At 56.6% G+C, this 18,498-nt stretch carries 14 protein-coding genes and 1 tRNA gene; 12 read left to right on the plus strand and 3 right to left on the minus strand.

The features are described 5' to 3' along the window. On the minus strand, window positions 1-1,053 hold the full coding sequence (gene rfbB, locus P3C18_RS12380; RefSeq protein ID WP_275962147.1) for a dTDP-glucose 4,6-dehydratase: 1,053 nt from the start codon (window positions 1,051-1,053) through the stop codon (window positions 1-3). A gap of 450 nt (window positions 1,054-1,503) precedes the next feature. Here rfbB and P3C18_RS12385 point away from each other — a divergent pair, with 450 nt between their 5' ends. From P3C18_RS12385 to P3C18_RS12440, 12 genes are all read left to right on the plus strand, one after another. Then, complete coding sequence (locus tag P3C18_RS12385) at window positions 1,504-2,940, plus strand: undecaprenyl-phosphate glucose phosphotransferase (protein WP_275962148.1); 1,437 nt, start codon at window positions 1,504-1,506, stop codon at window positions 2,938-2,940. A 12-nt stretch (window positions 2,941-2,952) separates the two neighbouring features. Further along, window positions 2,953-4,404: a mannose-1-phosphate guanylyltransferase/mannose-6-phosphate isomerase gene (locus P3C18_RS12390; RefSeq protein WP_275962149.1), complete on the plus strand. Its 1,452-nt coding sequence runs from the start codon at window positions 2,953-2,955 to the stop codon at window positions 4,402-4,404. After that, window positions 4,404-5,315, plus strand: a complete 912-nt coding sequence (locus tag P3C18_RS12395) for a glycosyltransferase family A protein (RefSeq protein WP_275962150.1) — start codon at window positions 4,404-4,406, stop codon at window positions 5,313-5,315. The genes P3C18_RS12390 and P3C18_RS12395 overlap by 1 nt, the downstream gene beginning before the upstream one ends. Window positions 5,316-5,318: 3 nt before the next feature. Beyond that, window positions 5,319-6,107 (plus strand): polysaccharide biosynthesis/export family protein, encoded by a 789-nt coding sequence (locus tag P3C18_RS12400; protein ID WP_275962151.1) that lies wholly within the window; start codon window positions 5,319-5,321, stop codon window positions 6,105-6,107. A 73-nt stretch (window positions 6,108-6,180) separates the two neighbouring features. Next, window positions 6,181-8,172: a lipopolysaccharide biosynthesis protein gene (locus P3C18_RS12405; protein WP_275962152.1), complete on the plus strand. Its 1,992-nt coding sequence runs from the start codon at window positions 6,181-6,183 to the stop codon at window positions 8,170-8,172. Continuing rightward, window positions 8,172-9,350: a glycosyltransferase gene (locus tag P3C18_RS12410; protein ID WP_275962153.1), complete on the plus strand. Its 1,179-nt coding sequence runs from the start codon at window positions 8,172-8,174 to the stop codon at window positions 9,348-9,350. The genes P3C18_RS12405 and P3C18_RS12410 overlap by 1 nt, the downstream gene beginning before the upstream one ends. A 2-nt stretch (window positions 9,351-9,352) precedes the next feature. Then, complete coding sequence (locus P3C18_RS12415; protein ID WP_275962433.1) at window positions 9,353-10,678, plus strand: beta-xylosidase; 1,326 nt, start codon at window positions 9,353-9,355, stop codon at window positions 10,676-10,678. Between the two features lie 5 nt (window positions 10,679-10,683). Further along, complete coding sequence (locus P3C18_RS12420; protein WP_275962154.1) at window positions 10,684-11,889, plus strand: glycosyltransferase family 4 protein; 1,206 nt, start codon at window positions 10,684-10,686, stop codon at window positions 11,887-11,889. Then, on the plus strand, window positions 11,880-12,983 hold the full coding sequence (locus P3C18_RS12425) for a glycosyltransferase family 1 protein (protein WP_275962155.1): 1,104 nt from the start codon (window positions 11,880-11,882) through the stop codon (window positions 12,981-12,983). Before P3C18_RS12420 ends, P3C18_RS12425 begins: the two co-directional genes overlap by 10 nt. Then, window positions 12,983-14,380 (plus strand): O-antigen ligase family protein, encoded by a 1,398-nt coding sequence (locus P3C18_RS12430; protein WP_275962156.1) that lies wholly within the window; start codon window positions 12,983-12,985, stop codon window positions 14,378-14,380. Before P3C18_RS12425 ends, P3C18_RS12430 begins: the two co-directional genes overlap by 1 nt. Beyond that, complete coding sequence (locus P3C18_RS12435; protein WP_275962157.1) at window positions 14,377-15,186, plus strand: acyltransferase; 810 nt, start codon at window positions 14,377-14,379, stop codon at window positions 15,184-15,186. Before P3C18_RS12430 ends, P3C18_RS12435 begins: the two co-directional genes overlap by 4 nt. Window positions 15,187-15,195: 9 nt before the next feature. Continuing rightward, a complete protein-coding gene (locus P3C18_RS12440) occupies window positions 15,196-16,602 on the plus strand; it encodes a lipid II flippase MurJ (RefSeq protein WP_275962158.1) in 1,407 nt (468 codons plus the stop codon). Between the two features lie 261 nt (window positions 16,603-16,863). On the opposite strand, the gene P3C18_RS12445 is transcribed toward P3C18_RS12440, so the two are convergent. Next, a tRNA-Thr gene (locus P3C18_RS12445) sits at window positions 16,864-16,939 on the minus strand. A gap of 248 nt (window positions 16,940-17,187) precedes the next feature. Further along, window positions 17,188-18,462: a methyltransferase gene (locus P3C18_RS12450; protein ID WP_275962159.1), complete on the minus strand. Its 1,275-nt coding sequence runs from the start codon at window positions 18,460-18,462 to the stop codon at window positions 17,188-17,190. Between the last annotated feature and the right edge of the window lie 36 nt (window positions 18,463-18,498).

The raw sequence follows: 18,498 nt of genomic DNA on the forward strand, positions 1-18,498 counted from the left end.
TTAAAGTGCGCCGAGGCGTTCGCGTTGGTAGCTGCCATCCTGCACGCGTCGGCACCAGTCGAGGTTGTCCAGGTACCAGAGCACGGTCTTGCGCAGGCCGCTGGTGAAGGTCTCGGTGGGTTTCCAGCCAAGTTCGCGCTCGATTTTGCTGGCATCGATGGCATAGCGCAGGTCATGGCCTGGTCGGTCGCTGACGAAACTGATCTGCTCTTTATACGAGCCGTTCTGGCGTGGGGACAGCTCGTCCAATAACGCGCAAATGCTCTCCACCACATGCAGGTTTTTCTGCTCGTTATGCCCGCCGATATTGTAGGTTTCGCCGACCTTGCCTTCGCTCACTACCGTTAACAGCGCGCGGGCATGGTCTTCCACGTACAGCCAGTCGCGTACCTGCTGGCCATTGCCATAGACCGGTAGCGGCTTACCATCCAGGGCATTGAGGATCACCAGCGGGATTAGTTTTTCCGGGAAGTGGTAAGGGCCATAGTTGTTCGAGCAGTTAGTCAGCAGTACCGGCAGGCCATAAGTGCGCTGCCAGGCGCGCACCAGATGATCGGACGCGGCCTTGCTCGCTGAGTAAGGCGAGCTGGGTGCGTAAGGCGTGGTCTCGCTGAACAGATCGTCCACACCATGCAGATCGCCGTACACCTCGTCGGTGGAAATATGGTGAAAGCGAAACGCCGCTTTACGCGCTGGCTCCAACTGCAGCCAGTAGCTGCGCGTGGCTTCGAGCAGCGCATAGGTGCCAACGATATTGGTCTGGATAAAGGCCGCTGGGCCGTCGATGGAGCGGTCGACATGCGATTCAGCCGCCAGGTGCATGATCGCATCCGGCTGAAATTCAGCCAGCGCCTGGCTGACGGCTGCGCTGTCGGCAATATCCGCCTGCACAAAGCGATAGCGTGGGTTATCGGCAACACTGGCCAACGATTCGAGGTTGCCGGCATAGGTCAGCTTGTCGAGGTTGAGCACCTGATGCTCGGTGTGATTCAGCAGATGACGAATCAGCGCCGAACCGATAAAGCCGGCGCCGCCGGTGATAAGAATTTGCATGTGTAGTTGCCTAACTCGAAGAGGTTCCGGCGAGGCACGCCAGTTGCATAGGCTGTGTCATTGTTGGGGCAATGGTATAGGAAAATTAGCGACAAGCCATATTTGCTAAATACGATGCATCGCATTATGCGATTTGTACACGTTGTGGATTAGTTTGTGACCGGGATGTAGGAGGTTTTACCCGCGCATTCTTATTAGTCACTTTTCTTAATTATGCTCTGCTATAGCGCGAGCTTTGGGGGTTAATTGGGTTGGTTTGTATAGGTGAGGTTATGGCGCCAGTAGGTTGACGATTTTTTCGTGGCGAATAGCCACTGTTTAGGTTGAAGTGACTACTGGAATCATGCTTAAGTCCGCACCATTTCGCGGGTTGTGTGGTGTCGATAATTTGGCGTTCGATGTTTTGACGTTTGCTGTTTTTGTTTTGGTTGGGTAAATGGGGGGGGGCTTGTGCGTCAGCATCAGGTAGATAGTCTGCTTTTAGCAAGGCCGGGGTTTATTGAATACCTCCTGGCAGCAATTCGTATTGTGCATGGGGCTACTGCAAGCCTTCCTGGGTTTATATTGTTGTGGTTGTTGACCGATAATTCGGCCAATTTGAATCATGGTTATGTTGGGTTTTTATTGTTCTTCGGCATGTTGAGCGTTTTAATGTTTCAAGCGCTGGGGGTTTATTCTGAAGAGATATTCAGTAACCGCTTGCGCTTTCGCGTTATGTTTTTTGCGTGGACTGCAGCGTTCTGTCTGTTGTTGTTTATGCATCAGGCTCTAGAGCTGTTTCGTTATATATCTTTGCCATTTCTGGTGTTTTGGTTCGCTTTTAGCCTTGCTGCCTTTGGGGTTGAGCGATTATTGCTGCTGGTGGTTTTCCGTTACTTGATAAAACGCGGACATTTTTTACAGACTGCGGTGATTGTCGGCGGTACAGAAAACGGTGTTCGGCTAGCTGAGTATCTGTTGCGCGGGCAAGACATACGTTCGGGGTTACTCGGCTTTATAGATGACCGGATGGGGCGTATGCCTGAAACGCTGGCAGGTTTGCCGGTCATCGGTAATAGCAGTCAGTTGGAAAAAATGATCCGTGAGGAGCGAGTGACTCAGGTGCTGGTTGCTCTGCCATGGTCTGCTGAGAATCGTATTGGGCAGATTGTGCGTGATCTGCGTCGTTTGCCTGTGAATGTGCTGTTGGTACCGGACATGGTTGCATTTCGGCATGCGCACAATCGCATCACCACTATCGGCGGTTTGCCGATGTTTAACGTATCGCAAATACCGCTATCGGGTTGGTCGCCGTTGATTAAGCGCTTAGAGGATTTATTGCTGGCGGGGCTGGCGATTATTGCGTTATTGCCGCTGATGCTATTGCTGGCAGTGATCATCAAGCTCGACTCGCCAGGACCTGTGCTGTTTAGGCAGAAGCGATATGGGTATAACAACCGGTTGATAGAGGTGTTTAAGTTTCGCTCAATGTTTTATCACCAGAGCGACGCTAATGCAGAGCGGCAGACAACACGTAATGACGACAGGGTGACGCGGGTCGGCCGGTTTATTCGTAAGACAAGCCTGGATGAGTTGCCGCAGCTGTTTAATGTGCTGCTGGGTAGCATGTCGATGGTGGGGCCGCGTCCGCATGCCACGGCTACGAAAGCCGCTGGCGTGTTATTCGAAGAGGCTGTGGAGCAATACAGCGCTCGGCACCGTGTAAAACCAGGCATTACCGGCTGGGCGCAGATCAATGGTTATCGGGGTGAGACGGATACCCTCGAGAAAATCGAAAAGCGTGTGGAATACGACTTGGAGTACATCGAAAGTTGGTCGGTGTGGTTCGACCTGTACATTTTATTCAGGACGCTGCCAGCGCTAATCCTGACCAAGGAGGCTTACTAAATGGAGCAATCGATGAGCCAGTTGATTCCCTGCATCATTGCCGGCGGCGCAGGTACAAGGTTGTGGCCGGTATCCCGTGAGGCCATGCCCAAGCCATTTATGCGGCTCCCGGACGGTCAGAGCCTGTTGCAGAAAACCTTTGCGCGAGTTGGCCAATTGCCTGGTGTTGAACGAGTGCTGACGGTGACAAATCGTGAGGTGCTGTTCCGTACATTGGATGACTATCGCACGGTCAATCAGCAGGATTTGCCGCTGGAGTTCCTGCTTGAGCCTTTTGGGCGTAATACCGCCCCCGCGATTGCCGTGGCTGCGCTGTATGTCCAGCAGCAGTATGGTGATCAGGCGCACTTGCTGATACTTCCGGCGGATCATCTGATTCGGGATGAGCAGGCTTTTGCCGAGGCCGTGGCCACCGCTCGTGAACTTGCCGCGCAAGGGTACTTGGTAACCTTTGGTATTCAGCCCGAGCACCCGGAAACTGGTTTCGGTTATATCGAGCAAGGGCAGCCGCTTGCGGGGGGGGGGTATGCCGTTTCTCGCTTTGTTGAAAAACCGGATTTGGCAACGGCCGAGGCCTACGTGAAAAGCGGTCAGTATCTGTGGAACGCCGGCATGTTCTGTCTGCAGGTCGATACTCTACTGGCGCAGTTGCAGCAGTTTGCTCCCGATGTGCTGGCAGCTGCACAAAACTGCTTAGCAAGAAGCCCCGAGCTTTCAGGCAATAAACTGTGTCAGCGTGAACTGGATAGCGAAACCTTTGTTCTGGCGCCGGATATTTCCATTGATTACGCCCTGATGGAGCGCTCTGACCGTGTAGCGGTTGTTCCCTGTAGCCTGGGTTGGAGTGATATAGGCTCTTGGCAAGCGTTACGTGAACTGAGCCCCCGCGATAGTGAAGGTAACCAGATTATCGGTGAGGCGGTCCTGCACGATGTGCATAACTGCTACATCGATTCGCCCAGGCGCCTCGTCGGCATGGTTGGGCTGGATAATCTGATTGTGGTCGACACACCAGATGCGCTGCTGATTGCTAATGCTGAACGCAGTCAGGAGGTCAAATTTATTGCCCAGGAACTCAAGCGCCGGGGCCATGACGCTTATCGTCTGCACCGTACGGTGACCCGTCCATGGGGGACCTACAGTGTTCTTGAAGAAGGACCACGCTTTAAGATCAAGCGCATCATGGTTCGCCCTGGTGAGTCGCTGTCGTTGCAGATGCACCATCACCGTAGCGAACACTGGATTGTGGTCAGTGGCATGGCTCGCGTGGTGAATGGTGAGGGTGATTTCCTGCTCAACACCAATGAATCGACCTTTATCCCGGCCGGACATACTCATCGCCTGGCCAACCCTGGGGTGATTGATTTGGTGATGATCGAAGTGCAAAGCGGCGAATACCTGGGTGAAGACGATATTGTGCGCTTTAGCGATGTGTACGGGCGGGCTCCGGAGGTCAAGTCCTGATGCGTACTGCGCTAATCATCCCGACGCGCAATGCTAGTAGTTATCTGGACCGACTGTTGCCGGCTCTTGCAAGCCAGACGCTCCAGCCTGATGAGTTTCTGGTCATTGACAGTGATTCGCGTGATGACACAGTTGCGCGTTTCCGGGCCGCGGGTGCACGGGTAGAGGTGATTGATGCGGCCACCTTCAATCATGGTGGTACGCGTCGGATGGCCAGTCGGATGGTCGACGCCGATATCCTGATTTTCCTGACCCAGGATGCTATTCCGGATAATCCAGAAAGCTTCGCCAATATTTGTGCTGAGCTGCTTGCTGAATCCGATATCGGCATAGCCTACGGGCGCCAGTTACCGCATCCCAATGCCGGGTTGCTGGCTGCCCAGGCGCGTCGTTTCAACTACCCACCGTTAAGCCGCACCAAACGCATGGCGGATGCTGCACAGTTGGGCATCAAAACCTGCTTCAGTTCGGACTCCTTCTCGGCATATCGGCGTACGACTTTGGACGCTACAGGCGGCTTTCCAGAAGATGTGATCGGCAGCGAGGATGCTTATGTTGCAGGTAAGCAACTGCTTGCGGGATATGCCGTGCGCTATGCGGCATCCGCTCGTGTACAGCATTCGCATGACTACCGCTTGCTGGAAGAATTCCGTCGTTACTTTGATATTGGCGTGTTCTATGGCCGCGAACGCTGGATTGCTCAATCCTTCGGTAGCGCGGGGGGGGAGGGGCGGCGCTTTGTACAGGCCGAAGTCTCAGCTTTACGCGACGCCGGCGCGTTGCATCGGGTGCCAGAAGTGCTGCTACGCAGCGCATTGAAATTGCTGGGTTACCGCCTCGGTCATTTGGAGCGCTATCTGCCGCGCGGGTTGAAGCGGCGGATCAGCATGTTTGCTACGTACTGGAGCTGAATCATGATTGTTATGCCATGCAGGTCTCGCTTATTGGCCCTTATGGCTGTGCTCTTGATGGGGCAGCTGTTGGTTGCCTGTACGCCTGCTCGTGTTCATATGCCCAGCGGTGACGCGCTCAAGTTGCGGCACCAGGAAATCTATAAGCTGTCGGACTTGCCGCCGCCACAGGTGCGTATCCAGAGCGGCGATACCCTGCGTATCGTCCGCGACGCGCAGGAGCCGGCAGAAGGTGACGATGTCACTTTGTTTCTCGTGCGGCCGGACGGTTTCTTTTCGATGCCTTTTATTGGCTTGATCAAAGCTGACGGGCGTACGCCGGAAAGCGTTGCGGAGGAGGTGACGGAAAAACTTGGCAAGATCTATCGGCAGCCAGCTGCCACGGTAAACATCGCAATAGCCCCGAGCAACAGGGTGTTTGTTGGTGGCGCCGTGCCTAACCCCGCGTTATTTGATTTGGTCGGCCATGCCACTGTCGAGCAAGCGCTGCTGGGTTCTGGCGGCGTGTTGCCATCGGCGGACAGTGACAATATTGCATTGCTGCGTGCGGGCGACGACGGCAAGTACAAAACCTATTTCTTCAGCCTGGCGACCCTGTTGCAGGAAGAGAATCGACCTATGGTCGCATTGCAGCGAGGCGACATCATCTTTGTGCCGCAATCAGGTATCGGTAGCGCAGTCGAGGCGGTTGATATGTATTTCACCCGGCTGATACCCATCAATAAATCGATCGGCTTAGGGTTCAATTATGACCTCAATCCGCAGGATGAAGTCAGAGTAGCGCCGCAATGAATCGCATGATCCCGCACGTCTTCCCCAGTGTTTCGCTTGCCTGCGACCTAATCCTCATGGAGCGAGAAACCGCATGATTGAAATCCGTTCCCTGCGCGACCTACTGCGGTTGTTCTTTATCTTTCGCCGAGAGTTTCAGTGGGCCGTCATTGTCACGGTTGTCGTGGCGCTGCTTGGCGCGTTCCTGCTGCCGACCAAATATGAGTCCAATGCCCGTTTGTTGGTAAAGCCAGGCCGTGACAACACCACACTCCCCATCGAGGCGAGTAACCGTCAGGCATTGATTGCACCTAGTACCCAGCGTGACCCCATTGTGGATGAGGAGAAAATGCTGACCGGTAGGCCCATTGTCCGCATGGTCGCCGAGCGTTATTTCGAGGAAATGGCCAGTGTCCAGCCGCAGGGGTTCTGGAAAACCCTAAAGGCCTATATAGGCCAAGGTATCAGTGCTGTGATGGACGGCATCCGCAGCATTCTGCAAGTGCTGGGGATTGTTGAAGAGCAAACGGCAGTAGACCGCCTGGCGAAGAAACTGGAAAAAAGCTTTAGCGTCGGCCATGAGCCGGGGTCGGCGGTAATTGAAATCAGCTTCACCTGGGGTGACCCGCTGATTGCCCAGAAAGTGGTCGATTACTGGGTTGAGGCATTTCTCGAAGAGCGCACCCGGGCTCTGGGGCGTAAGAGCCTGTACACCTTCTACGAAGGTGAGAAACAGAAGGTTGCTGAGCAAATCACTCTGCTCAAGGAACAACTGCAAGGCCGCCTGGTGAATATCGATTCGATCAATGTGACTGAGCGTCTGGAAAGCCTGACTACTCAGATCAATCGGTTGAATGACGCCCGGATTGAGACGCACACTGAGCTTGCGGGTATTCGGAGTTTTCTAACGCTGGCCCGTGAACAGCTGAAGCGCCAAGTGCCGGAGGTTGTGACTGATCGTGAAATCAGTCTTAACCCGACCCAGCTGGACCTCAAGCGCCAGCTCAATGCCTTGAATCTGGAACGTGCTCGTCTGTTACGTACCTTCCTGGAGAATGCTCCGCCGGTTGTGCAGCTTGAACAGAATATCCGCGATATTGAGGCCTTGGTCGCACGTGAGAGCGAGCGTCTGGAGCGTTCAGAGAATCGTGCGCCAAACAGCTTGGTGACCAGCCTGAATCAGCAGATCCTGGATGCTGAACTGCGTGAGCGCCAGCTCAATGGCGAGTTGCAGGATCACGATCGGCAACTCGGGCAGTTACGAGAGGTGCGCCGGCAAGTGCTGGCAAGCGAGCCGCAGCTGACGCGTATGACACTGGAACTGCAGGCTGCAGAAAAAAGCTATGCGCTTTACACCGAGAACCTTGAGAACGCGCGCATTGATCGTGAGCTGGACCGCAGCCAGATCAGCAATATTGCGTTGATCGAGCAGGCGACTTTCAACCCTAGCAGGGTGTTTCCCAAGAGTTTGCTGATCCTGTTTCTTGCCATCCCGGCTGGGTTTGCTGTTGGGTTGTTGACGCTGTATCTCTGCTATCTGCTGGATCAGCGGATTCATGATGGTGCGCGTATCGAAGAGGCTTTTGGCGTCCCGTTGTGGAGCAGCATGCAGGACTTAGGTACGCCTGCAGGGCCGCCAAACAGTGGTTTTATCGCCAGCATCTACAGGCTATATGGGCAGTTGCCGCTTGAGCAGGTTAAAGAGCAGGGTTTGGTTCTGGCTTTGACCTCGGCCCGTCGGGGTGAGGGCGTCAGTTTTATTCTGGGGCATTTGCAGGCGCTGCTGGTTGAGCGTGGACACCAGGTTCGTCACGATGTCGACCGGCCCGTCCAGCCCGGTGAAATTGTGCTGCTTGATGCATCGGCGCTGCTATCCAATCAGCAAGCCTTTATCAATCTGCGCCAAGCTGACCAAATCGTCTTGGTGGTCGAGGCGCAGCAAAGCACCATCCCTATGGTGCAGAGTGCATTGGCAACACTGACTACTGCATTCAAACGGGTTGATGGCATCATCCTCAATCGTCGCCGCTTCGAGGTGCCTGACCGCGTATTGCAGGTAGTAGGCCGCTGGCGGGGTATGAGCTGATGCGCATCGCCTTGCTCGCGCCGTTACCGCCTGAGCAGACCGGCATTGCTGATTATGCCGCGCATTTTCAGGCGGCCCTGCAGACCGAAGGGGTCGAGGTGCTGACCCCGCTGCGCGGCTGTGGCATGGATCAAGTGCGCTTAGATGAATGCATCAAGGCATTCGATTGGACTCAGGTTGACCTGGTTCATGGCGAACTCGGTGGCGGGCGCCTGGGTGAGTTCTATGCCTTGCGCCAATTGCGCGATAAATACCCAACCCTGCCGTTGAGCGCTACGGTACATGATCCGGAGCGGCTGGTCTGGCGGCGCGGCGCATTACCCTGGCCGCTTTCGCTGCTGGAAAAATTGCCGCGGCCTTTTCCCCAACTTGCCGCTTTGTTGGCTGATCCCCTAACGCTGCGTGAAGAGCGTCGCTTGGCGCAAAGCATGACGCGCCTGGTGACGCTCACGGAATCCGGTGGTCGTGCTTTGGTGCGCCGTATGGGGCTGGATGTTGCGCAGCATGCAGTGATTGCCCATGGCAACCTGAGTATTACGCATAAGCCCCTCCCGCCTCTGCGGCCTATCAGGTTGCTGTATTTCGGCTTTATCTATCGCGGCAAGGGCATTGAAGACTTGCTTGATGCCTTGGCACAGACCCTGCTGCGGCAGCCACAGCTGCGCGGCGCGATACGTTTGACGCTGGCGGGCGGTACCGTGCCTGATATGGCTTTTGGGCCTGCCGGTAATTACCTCGACGAATTGCGCCGCCGCGCGCGTGAACTGCATCTGGATGACTGCCTCGATTGGCAGTTGGACCTACCGGCAAGTGAGATTGCCAATACGATTCAGGCGCACCACGTGATGGTGCTGCCCTACCGTGAGTCAAAGAAACTGGGCCTGCTCGGCGAGATGCGTGGTACCAGTGGCGCTCTATCCTGGGCGAACGCCTGCGGTCGTGGTGCGATCACGTCCAATGCCCGTGCATTCTCCGAAGAAGTGGCGGGCGGCAATGGTGCGACTTATCAGCAGGGCGATCCAGCGGCGTTGTCCGTGTGTATTGAGCAGCTGGCGCTCAATCCTCAATTGGCAGAGCAATGGGCGGCGCGAGCCAGCACCATCGGTCAGGCACGGAGCTGGCCGGCTACGGCTAAGCGTTTTCAGCAGCTCTTTGTCTCGGCGTGTGGAGGCATATGAGTATGCTGCGTAAAGCACTTGGTGCGTTGCCTGTGATGGGCCTAAGCCTGTTTCTCGGTGCTTTCAGTGTGGGTTGCTCGGCGGAGGCTGATCCGGCCTTGTTGAAGGCGCCACGCGAGGTGGTGTGGAAGGACTTCCTTGGCGTCAACGCGCATTTCCTGTGGTTTAGCCCCGAGCAGTACAAGGTGCAGATGAGCCGGCTGCAGGCGCTTGGCCTGCAATGGGTGCGGGTCGATTTGCACTGGGACCGCCACGAGCCGTCCGAGGAACGCTATCGCCTGGGGGAATTGGATACGCTGATCGAGGATCTGCGTAAGCAGAAACTCAAGTCGGTTCTTTATCTGGTTGGTTCGGCGCCCCATATCACCACGGCGCCATCGGGCTCACCAGTGCCCGATCAGTATCCGCCACGTGATCCGAATGTATTCGCTCATCGCATGGTCATGTTGGCCAAGCGCTACCGCAGTGTGGATGCCTGGCAGATCTGGAATGAGCCCAATCTGCCTGCGTTCTGGCGTCCTCATGAGGATGCGGAAGGCTATGCTCGGTTGCTGTACCCGTCGGTGAAGGCCTTGCAAAAAGCTGTTCCGGGCAAACCGGTTGTCATGGCTGGGATGGCCTATTACAGCCAGATGCCGGTCAAAGGCGGACTGATGCTGGAAAAGCTGGGGCAGTTCGGTGTGCAGAAACTGGGTGCCATTGCGGCGTATCACCCGTACTCGCAGCAACCCGAAAGCGACGAGCCCGGTGACAACGATTTTATCTTGCGCAGTCAGCAGCTCAATCAGATGCTGCGTGGCGCTGGGTTGCCAGGTATTTGGGCAACGGAATGGGGCTGGTCAAGTTATGCCGGGCCCAAAGAGCACCAGGACATAATCGGTGATGAAGGGCAGGCCGATTATGTATTGCGGCGCTTGGCACTGATGAGTGCGCTGGATTTTGACAAGGTATTCCTGTTCGCCCTGTCTGATCTGGATAGCCGCGCCGGCGTTCGTGATCAGTATTACGGTTTGCTTGATCTGCAAGGCAAACCAAAGCCGGTTTACCAAGCGTTGCAGCGCTTCTTGCAGGTTACCGGGCCACGCCTGAAACCGGCTGATGCTCCCCAGTTAAGCAAAATCCCCAAGGGGCTTTATGGCGTTGCCTGGCAGCGTGTGGATGGCAAAAATATCTGGCTGTTCTGGGCGAGCAAGGATACCTCCCTGCACTTGCCGCAAGTGACCGGTGCCGAGCTGCATGATCCGCTTAGTGGCATACGCCAGGAGCTGAAAGATGCAGACGGAATTCGTCCCCAAACAACCAAACACCTGCAAATGTTGGTCTGGTAATGGGCATGCGTATTCTTTGGGTTTTGCCTTATTTGCCCTGGCCCACGACAAGTGGCGGTAAAACGCGGCAATACCACCTGCTGCGTAGCCTGGCCGCACGCGGCCATCGCATAACGTTGTTGGTGCAATCGAAAAGCTCTCTGGATACCGCGACCCAGACTGCTCTTGAGCCGTTTCTGGAGCGTTTGATCGTATTACCGAGGCGCTCGTTGAGACACCCCGTCACGCTACTCAGCGCGCTGTTTGGGCCGTGGCCCTTGCTGACGGTTGTGAATGGGTTGTCTGAGCCTCTGCAGGAGCGTTTCAGCCAATTGCTGGAAGAAACCTGGGATGTGATCCAGATCGAGCACAGTTACAGCTTTCAGCCGTTTGACCGATTGTTGCGCGGGCAGAGCTTTGTGTTGACCGAGCATAATTTGGAATCGAGTTTGGGCGCGGCCACATACGACCGTTTTCCGGGTTGGCTGACGTTGTTTGTGCGCTTTGATCAATGGCGCGCACGGCGTTGGGAGAAGCAGGTATTTGACCATGCCTGCCGCGTAATCGCGGTAACCGAGGATGATGCAGTGGCGATGCGTCAGCTGACCCAGACGCCAGTGGATGTTGTGGTCAATGGCGTAGATACGCGCGAGTTTGCGACGGTCCAGAGCGATGCTGCCAGCCAGCGCATTCTATTTGTCGGTAACTACGAATACGCGCCCAACAGGGATGCTGTGCAGTGGGCGCTGGATGAAATTCTGCCGCTGCTTTGGCAGCGTTGTCCTCAAGCCCGCTTTGCCGTCGCCGGATATGCCTTGCCGCAAGATTGGCCGCAACGTTGGCCGGATTCGCGTATTGAGTGGGTTGGTTTTGTTCCGCAATTGACCGAATTACAGGCGCGTAGTGCGTTGTTTTTCGCGCCGCTACGCCATGGTGGGGGCTCTAAACTCAAGGTGCTGGAGGCTCTGGCGGCGGGCCTGCCGTTAGTCAGTACTGCGCAAGGTGTGTCCGGTTTGCCACTGGTGGATCAGCAAGAGTACTGCGCAGGCGAAACCCCAGAAGAGTTGGCTGCGGCGTTGGCGCAGCTACTTGAAGATCCGCACTATGCCCAGCAATTGGCCGTTAAGGGGCGCGACTACGTGCGGGATCACCACGACTGGCAAATCGCAGCGGCACAGTTGGAGCATGTTTATCAGCAGTTGCCGGTTAAGGATTCCAGCGCATGCGTGTAGGTCTTGATTACCGTCCCGCTACAGTCGCACCGCAGTCCGGAATTGGCCGGCAGGTGCGCGCGCTTGAGCAGGCATTGTTGTCGCGTGAGCAGACTGAGCTGGTGCGGTTTACCGAAGCGCCATTGCAGCATGCACAACGGCAAACTGCCTGCTGTCCACCTTGGGGCGGGCTCTTGGATGGTCTGCAGCGCCCGCATGTGCGCATGCGTTTCGAGGCTCGCTTTCTGCCCAGGGCGCTGCGTGAGCAGGGGATTGATTTGTATATCGCCACCGCCAATATGGGCTTGCCCATAGGCCGTAAGCCAGTTGGGGCGCGTTATGTTGTGCTGCTGCATGATCTGTTTCAGCTAACGGAGCGCAATTTTCACCGCTCGCGCCTCAAGGCTCTGGCGTATCGGCTGATTGATGGGGTTTCCATCGCCTGGTCGGTATGGATTGCTGATCAAGTCTGGTGTCCATCGCAGTTTTCCGCCAAAGAAGCTGCCCGCTTATTCCCGTTTGCAGCCAAAAAGTTGCGGGTATTACCCAACCTGGTTGAGGCTTTCGCGGGTAACCCGGCGCGCTGCCCAGATACGTTACCGTCACGCTTCTGGCTTGCCGTAGGTACCCGTGAGCCGCGTAAGAACATGCCGCGCTTTGTGGAGAGTTGGCGTCAGGCCCGCGAGCAGTCGGATCAGGTGCCGGATTTGGTGCTGATTGGCCATGCGGATGACTTACCTGCGCCGCTCCGACAGTTGCCAGGTCTGCATTGGCTTAGCGGTATCGGTGATGCCGAACTGCACGGTTTGTATGCGACGGCTGAGTGTTTGTGGCAGCCATCTTTTGCCGAGGGGTTTGGTTTGCCGGTTGTGGAGGCCCTGAGCCTGGGGACGCCAGTGGCGTTAGCCCGTGGCTCCGCTCTGGATGAAGTCGCCCCTTTGAGCAGTCCGCGGTTCAACGCAGACCAGCCGGATGAATTACTGGCCTGCATGCTGCACCTCGCTCATCAACCTGAGCGGCGTGACCAGCTTGAGTTGCAGCAATGGGCAGCGCGTTTTGATTTCACTGCCTACCGGGCGCGCCTTGAACAACTGCTGCAAGAGTTGGCGCGCTAATGGCTATCGGGCTTCCCATCGCCGTGTTACTGGGGCTCCTCTTCGGCGCCCTTCTGTGGGTACTGCCAATCGTCAAACTGCTAATTCTGCTGGTTGGTGTAGCGCTAACTCTGACGTTGCTGCGCAAGCCGCTATGGGGGTTGCTGATCTTTGCTGTACTGGCCACCAGCCTACCGTACACCACGGTGCAGTTGGGTATTCGCACAACTATCAGTGAAGCGGTACTGGCACTGACCTGGCTGGCAGTGTTCTGGCAAGCATTTCTTGGCCGCACGCGGGGATTGTTCAAATGGCATCCCACAGAACGCAGTCTGGCCTGGTTGATGTTGTTCAGTGCGGTGCCGTTTGTGATCGGCATGCTGACCATCGCTGCCGAAGGCAATGGCCCGGTTAACTGGGTGCGTTGGTTGATGAATCTATCGGTCTTGTTCCTGGTTCCGCTCTTGCTGCGCACTGACCGTGATCGTGACCAGCTAATAGTGGCGCTGCTGCTTGGCAACCTGGCGATGCTCTGTCTTTCAATTTTTATCTTTCTGAAAGACCGCAATGCGATGACCATGATTCCGATTTTGACCGACCTCAAATATGCCCATCCTGAGGCGGTTAAGGACATTTTCTCCGCTAACTATCAGCGTATGGCATCGCCTTGGGTTCATCCGAACCTGACTGGCGGTATTCTCGCGCTGTTTATTCCCCTGGCCTTTCTCTACGGCATGACTCGCAATGGCTGGCGCCGAGCACTAGGGCTTTCGGTGGCAATTCTCGGTTGCGCGGGGTTGCTCCTGAGTATTTCGCGCGGGGCTATCGTCGCCCTGGTCCTGGTATTGTTCTGGTTGAGTTATAAGCGGGTGCCTTACAGCGTGCGCATCATCGGGTTGGGCGCAGCCTTTGGCGTCGCACTAGTGATGTTCTATCCGCCGCTGCAAGAACGCCTCATGAGCATGTTCTCAGCCAGTAACGCCAGTACCGAAATCCGTTTCGAGGAATACGCCATGTTCCCCGAGGCCATGGCGCGCTACCCGTTCGGCATCGGCTTCAAGATTGACCCTCCGGTGCCAGGTAGCGGCTTGCCGGGTATTTCCAATCTCTGGCTGAACTTTATCTACAAGATTGGTATTCCGGGCATGCTGCTATTTATTGCGGTAACCGTACTTTGGTGGCGCGAGGTCCGTCCGCAGGGAGCGATTCGCAGCATCAACCCGCAGAACGCCATTTGGCTGGGTAGTGTGGCGGGTGTGATGGCGGCTTTGCTGACAGGCATTTTTGACCATTACTACAGTTTTACCTTTGTCATCATTGCCCTGTTTTGGCTGCTGGTGGGCCTTAGCCTGCAGCAGGTCAGGCTTTATCCACAGCAAACGCGGGATTGCAGCACCGCCAAGGACCTTTCGCCATGAAGCACCGCGTATTCCACTCCAACGATTTGCGTTCGCGGCTCAGTGATTACGCTAAGCGTCTGACGTGTAACGAGGAGGCGCTAGCTGAAGCCTACGACTATATGTTGGCTAACGACATCCTCTTCGACGAGGGCGCGCGTAGCAGTATCTGCTCGGTCAATATTGAGCCTTTGATCGAGCATCTGCTGGCTCGGCGTTTCTACGCCATGCTGCGTGACGAGATCCCAACTAATTTGGTGCCGCTTTACGGCAAGAACTGGGTAACCCTCAAAGATCGTTGGCTGCGAGCATGGGAGCAGGCCTACAACATCCTGATCAACAAGATCCCCAGTCACCATGTGCGTATTTGGTGGTTGCGTGCCGGTGGCGCGAAGATCGGTAAGGGCTCCTCTATCTGGCGCAATACGGAAGTGCTTGGGGTGGAAAACTTAGTGCTGGGTGATGACAGTGTTATTGCCTGGCATTGTCAGGTGGATGCCCGTGCCGGGCTGATTATTGGCGATCATGTGGCCATTGCCTCCCATGTGCTGATCATCGCTGGTAGCCATGATTTGACCGCGCCTGAGTTCTGGTCGGTTTCTGCGCCCATTTACATCGACGATTACGCCTGGATTGCCAGCCGAGCGTTGATTGGCCATGGCGCGCGTATTGGTCGTGGTGCGGTGGTGACGGCCAATACGCTGGTCGCCAAGGAGATTGCGCCGTACAAGATTGTTGGCGGTAGCGGTGCCAAGCCGATGGGAGAGCGTCCACAGAACCTCAATTATAAGGTCGGCGGCAAAGGCCTGTTCACGTTGTTCCACTGACGGTCCGTTATGTTCAACAGCACGCTCTGGTTGACCCTGGCTACATTGGCCGGCCTTGCAGCCGGTTTCGCCCGCGAGTGGCTGCTGGTGGCTGCGTGGGGGGCTGGTAGCCGCAGTGACGCCTTTCTGGTTGCGCTGTTTCTCCCGGAAGCATTACGCATGACCATGGCAGGTGGTCTACTGGCGGCAGCGGCACTACCGCTCTACAACCTGCGTAACAATGTGGCCCAACAGCGCTGGTTGAATGGGCTGAGTCCTTGGTTATTACTCTGCGCGTTACTGCTGGCAGGACTGTTTGCCCTTGGTGCGCCACTCTGGGTGCAATTGATTGGTCCTGGCTTGGGCGAAGCCGCGCGCAGTCAGGCGGCAGATAACCTTTTCCTGCTAGCCGCCTGTGCGCCGGGGTTTGTGTTGCATGCCCTGCTGAGTATTCCTTTGCAGGCCCGCGAACGTTTCGTCTTAGCGGGCCTTGGCTCACTGGTGTTCAACCTGCCTGCGGTCATTTACCTGGGGTTGTCGGGGGCAGACAGTCAGCCTCAGCATGTGGCATTGGCTTGCCTGTTCGGCAGCTTACTGATGCCACTGTCGTTGCTGATACCGGTCTGGCGTCTTGGCTGGCGTCCATACAGCCGCAATGGTGAGGCGGGTGCGGGGCGTGAGCTGTTGAGTAAGCTTGGCCCTTTATTTGGCAGTAACCTCGCGAGCCAAGGGCTTGCGCTGCTGGAACGAATGGTTGCGAGCATGCTGGGAGAGGGCGCAGTTACCTGGATCAACCTGGCGCGCAAGTTGATCAACCTGCCACTAATTGCCCTGATGAACCTGAATCAGGTTCTGCTGGGCATGATGAGTGCCCGCCAAGGCGCCGCGCGTCTCGGCCTGCTCAAGCAGGGATTGGCTGCGGCTACCATCCTCAGCGTGCCCGCTTCGCTTGGCCTGGTGGGTACCAGCCCGACGTTGGTTGCGTTGCTGCTTCCTGAGCAAGTTGAAGGCGGCCCACTTCCCTTGTTACTGGCCTGGTTTGCAGTGCCATTGATTTTTGGTGCTTGGAACGCGCTCTTGGCACGCTACGCCTACGCCGCCGGAGATACCCGCTTGCCGCTGCGCTGTGAGCTATGGGGAAGCCTGTGTACAGCGCTGTTGCTGATCAGTTTACCGTTCGCCATCGGTGTGGTCGGCGTGGCATTGGCAGCGCTGGCGGGCGTGCTTGTCACCGGATTGTTGCTGATGCAGCGGCAGGGACTTCTTGCTGATGTAGGCTGGGCCAGGCAATGGCTGCTTGGCCTTTTGCTGCTCGGTCTGGTGGCTGCAGCGTTGTATCCGCTCGAGCCCGGCTGGCTGCAGTTGGGTTTGGGCACCCTTGTGTCTTCGCTGGCTCTTATGGCGTTGGCCGCATGGCTAAAGCCCTGGCGCGCCTAGCGCGGTCTATTGCACAGTACTTCTGGGCAATGGTTGCGTTGGTTGAATATTTGAGAGTGCTGGTGCTGATCTGACCGCCGCGTGTTTCGATCCAGGCTCAGGGGGGCGTTCTGCGCGCACATTCTTTTTCGGTTCATCAGAGAGCGCAGATATTTCTACCTCGGCCCCTGTTATTGCTACAAATGTGTACCCCAACTCTACCCCTAGCCGAATGTCAGGCACAAAAAAGGGCTACGTTTTCACGTAACCCTTTGTTTTGTATGGTGCCGGCACCAGGAATCGAACCCGGGACCTACTGATTACAAGTCAGTTGCTCTACCAGCTGAGCTATACCGGCCTTTGAGGGTCGCCATTATATCCATTCATTTGGCTGAGTAAAGCCGTCTGAGCGTAGTTCTGTGCAGGCATTGTTATCAGTAGCCAAATCGTTATGCACATATGCGGGGCATCTGGTACGGACGTGCGCAGACTTTGTGCGCTGGTTCGCGGTATTGGCTAAGTGCATGTTTTTACAGGGTATATTTTCAGACTAAAAAATGCGCAGGTTGGCGATATGCAGCTGGGGCGGGCTTTTGCGCGGTTTGCTCAGATTCTGTCAACAGAGTTATCCACAGATGCTGTGGGAAATTTTTGCTGGCGCTCTGCCAGCAGTAGCAGGTTTCGCGGGCTCTGTTGGTGGCTGCAAAAGGTGCCAAGGCGCACGGTGTAGCCTTGTTCTTGTAGATAGAGGGCGCGGTCGAGCAGTAGCCAGAGTTCCAGTGGGCGGCGGAATAAACCGCGTAGCAGTTCCAGATTGCGCACCTCGGCCAGGCGTTGCCAGCCTTGTTGCTCAAGCAGTTGCCAGTTTTGTGCGGCGGGTGCTGGTAGCTGTTTGAGTGCGGCGAGGTCTTGGCAGTACTCGGCAAAAAGCTTGTCGAGCCAGGCGGGCGGCAGGGATGGCGTTGGTAAGTATTCGTCGACGCCACGCAGCTGGCGCTGCAGCAGGTCGAAGGCCAGGCGGCGGGCCATGGATTGATCGCGCTGGCGGCGTACCCGTGCGCCAGCGGTGACGGTTTCGCTTAGGGGCAGGCCGAGATCGTCGATAGACAGTTGCAGTGTTGAGGCTTGGGCGCTTGCCGAAAGTGGCTGATAGCTCGTAGTACTGATGCGGTTGTAGCAGCAGGGCGCTACGGCCAGTTGTTGGCAGCCGGCCTGGCTGGCCAGTTGCAGCATGCGCGTATGCAGCTCTCCGCAGGCATGCAGCGCCACGGGCGTGTGTTGCGCCTGCAGTTGCTTCGCGGCGTTGGCGGCCATTACATCCTGCTCGATATGCTGCGCGGCGATGCCGAGTTTATGGCTGAGTTGTTGACCGCTGCTGACCAGCTGCGGGTTGTATTCCAGGCAAGTCAGGTTGCCGCCGCCATGTGCAAGTATCCGTCCGAGGTGGCCTTTGCCGGCGCACCAGTCCAGCCAGTGCTGCGGTGTATCGCTAAAACTCAGGCTGCGGGCGAAGGCGTCGATCTGCTGCCACTTGCGCCCCGGTACATCGCTGCTAAAGCGGGCGGGTAATACCTGCGCGGATGACTGTGGCAGTTCATCGATCTGGCTTAGGTCATGAGCCTGGGCGGCCAGTTGCGGAAAGGGTGCGGGTGCTTGCAGCAGGTGCGGCTGGTTATGCGCCGCCTCGGCATGCTCCAGGCTTTGCGACCTCAGCCAGGCGGCCAGTTGTGGGTGTTCGGTTTCCCAGGGTAATGCCGGGTAATGCACAAAAGGCCGTGGTCGCCAGAGCGCCTGGTGCTCGATAAGAAAGCTGTCGAGCGCCTGAAAACGCTGCTGCAAAGCAGCGTCTTGCAGGATCTGGGCGGGTGAGGTGGTTGGCATGATGGATGGTGCTTGAGGGCGTGAACCCTCAGGCAA

This window comes from Pseudomonas sp. 1928-m (assembly GCF_029269135.1).
Classification (GTDB): domain Bacteria; phylum Pseudomonadota; class Gammaproteobacteria; order Pseudomonadales; family Pseudomonadaceae; genus Aquipseudomonas.

Bases quoted from the DNA above. Each gene is read 5' to 3' on its own strand.
- rfbB (WP_275962147.1), bottom strand. From the start codon at position 1,053: ATGCAAATTCTTATCACCGGCGGCGCCGGCTTTATCGGTTCGGCGCTG.
- P3C18_RS12390 (WP_275962149.1), top strand. From the start codon at position 2,953: ATGAGCCAGTTGATTCCCTGCATCATTGCCGGCGGCGCAGGTACAAGG.
- P3C18_RS12395 (WP_275962150.1), top strand. From the start codon at position 4,404: ATGCGTACTGCGCTAATCATCCCGACGCGCAATGCTAGTAGTTATCTG.
- P3C18_RS12400 (WP_275962151.1), top strand. From the start codon at position 5,319: ATGATTGTTATGCCATGCAGGTCTCGCTTATTGGCCCTTATGGCTGTG.
- P3C18_RS12405 (WP_275962152.1), top strand. From the start codon at position 6,181: ATGATTGAAATCCGTTCCCTGCGCGACCTACTGCGGTTGTTCTTTATC.
- P3C18_RS12410 (WP_275962153.1), top strand. From the start codon at position 8,172: ATGCGCATCGCCTTGCTCGCGCCGTTACCGCCTGAGCAGACCGGCATT.
- P3C18_RS12415 (WP_275962433.1), top strand. From the start codon at position 9,353: ATGCTGCGTAAAGCACTTGGTGCGTTGCCTGTGATGGGCCTAAGCCTG.
- P3C18_RS12420 (WP_275962154.1), top strand. From the start codon at position 10,684: ATGCGTATTCTTTGGGTTTTGCCTTATTTGCCCTGGCCCACGACAAGT.
- P3C18_RS12425 (WP_275962155.1), top strand. From the start codon at position 11,880: ATGCGTGTAGGTCTTGATTACCGTCCCGCTACAGTCGCACCGCAGTCC.
- P3C18_RS12430 (WP_275962156.1), top strand. From the start codon at position 12,983: ATGGCTATCGGGCTTCCCATCGCCGTGTTACTGGGGCTCCTCTTCGGC.
- P3C18_RS12435 (WP_275962157.1), top strand. From the start codon at position 14,377: ATGAAGCACCGCGTATTCCACTCCAACGATTTGCGTTCGCGGCTCAGT.
- P3C18_RS12440 (WP_275962158.1), top strand. From the start codon at position 15,196: ATGTTCAACAGCACGCTCTGGTTGACCCTGGCTACATTGGCCGGCCTT.
- P3C18_RS12450 (WP_275962159.1), bottom strand. From the start codon at position 18,462: ATGCCAACCACCTCACCCGCCCAGATCCTGCAAGACGCTGCTTTGCAG.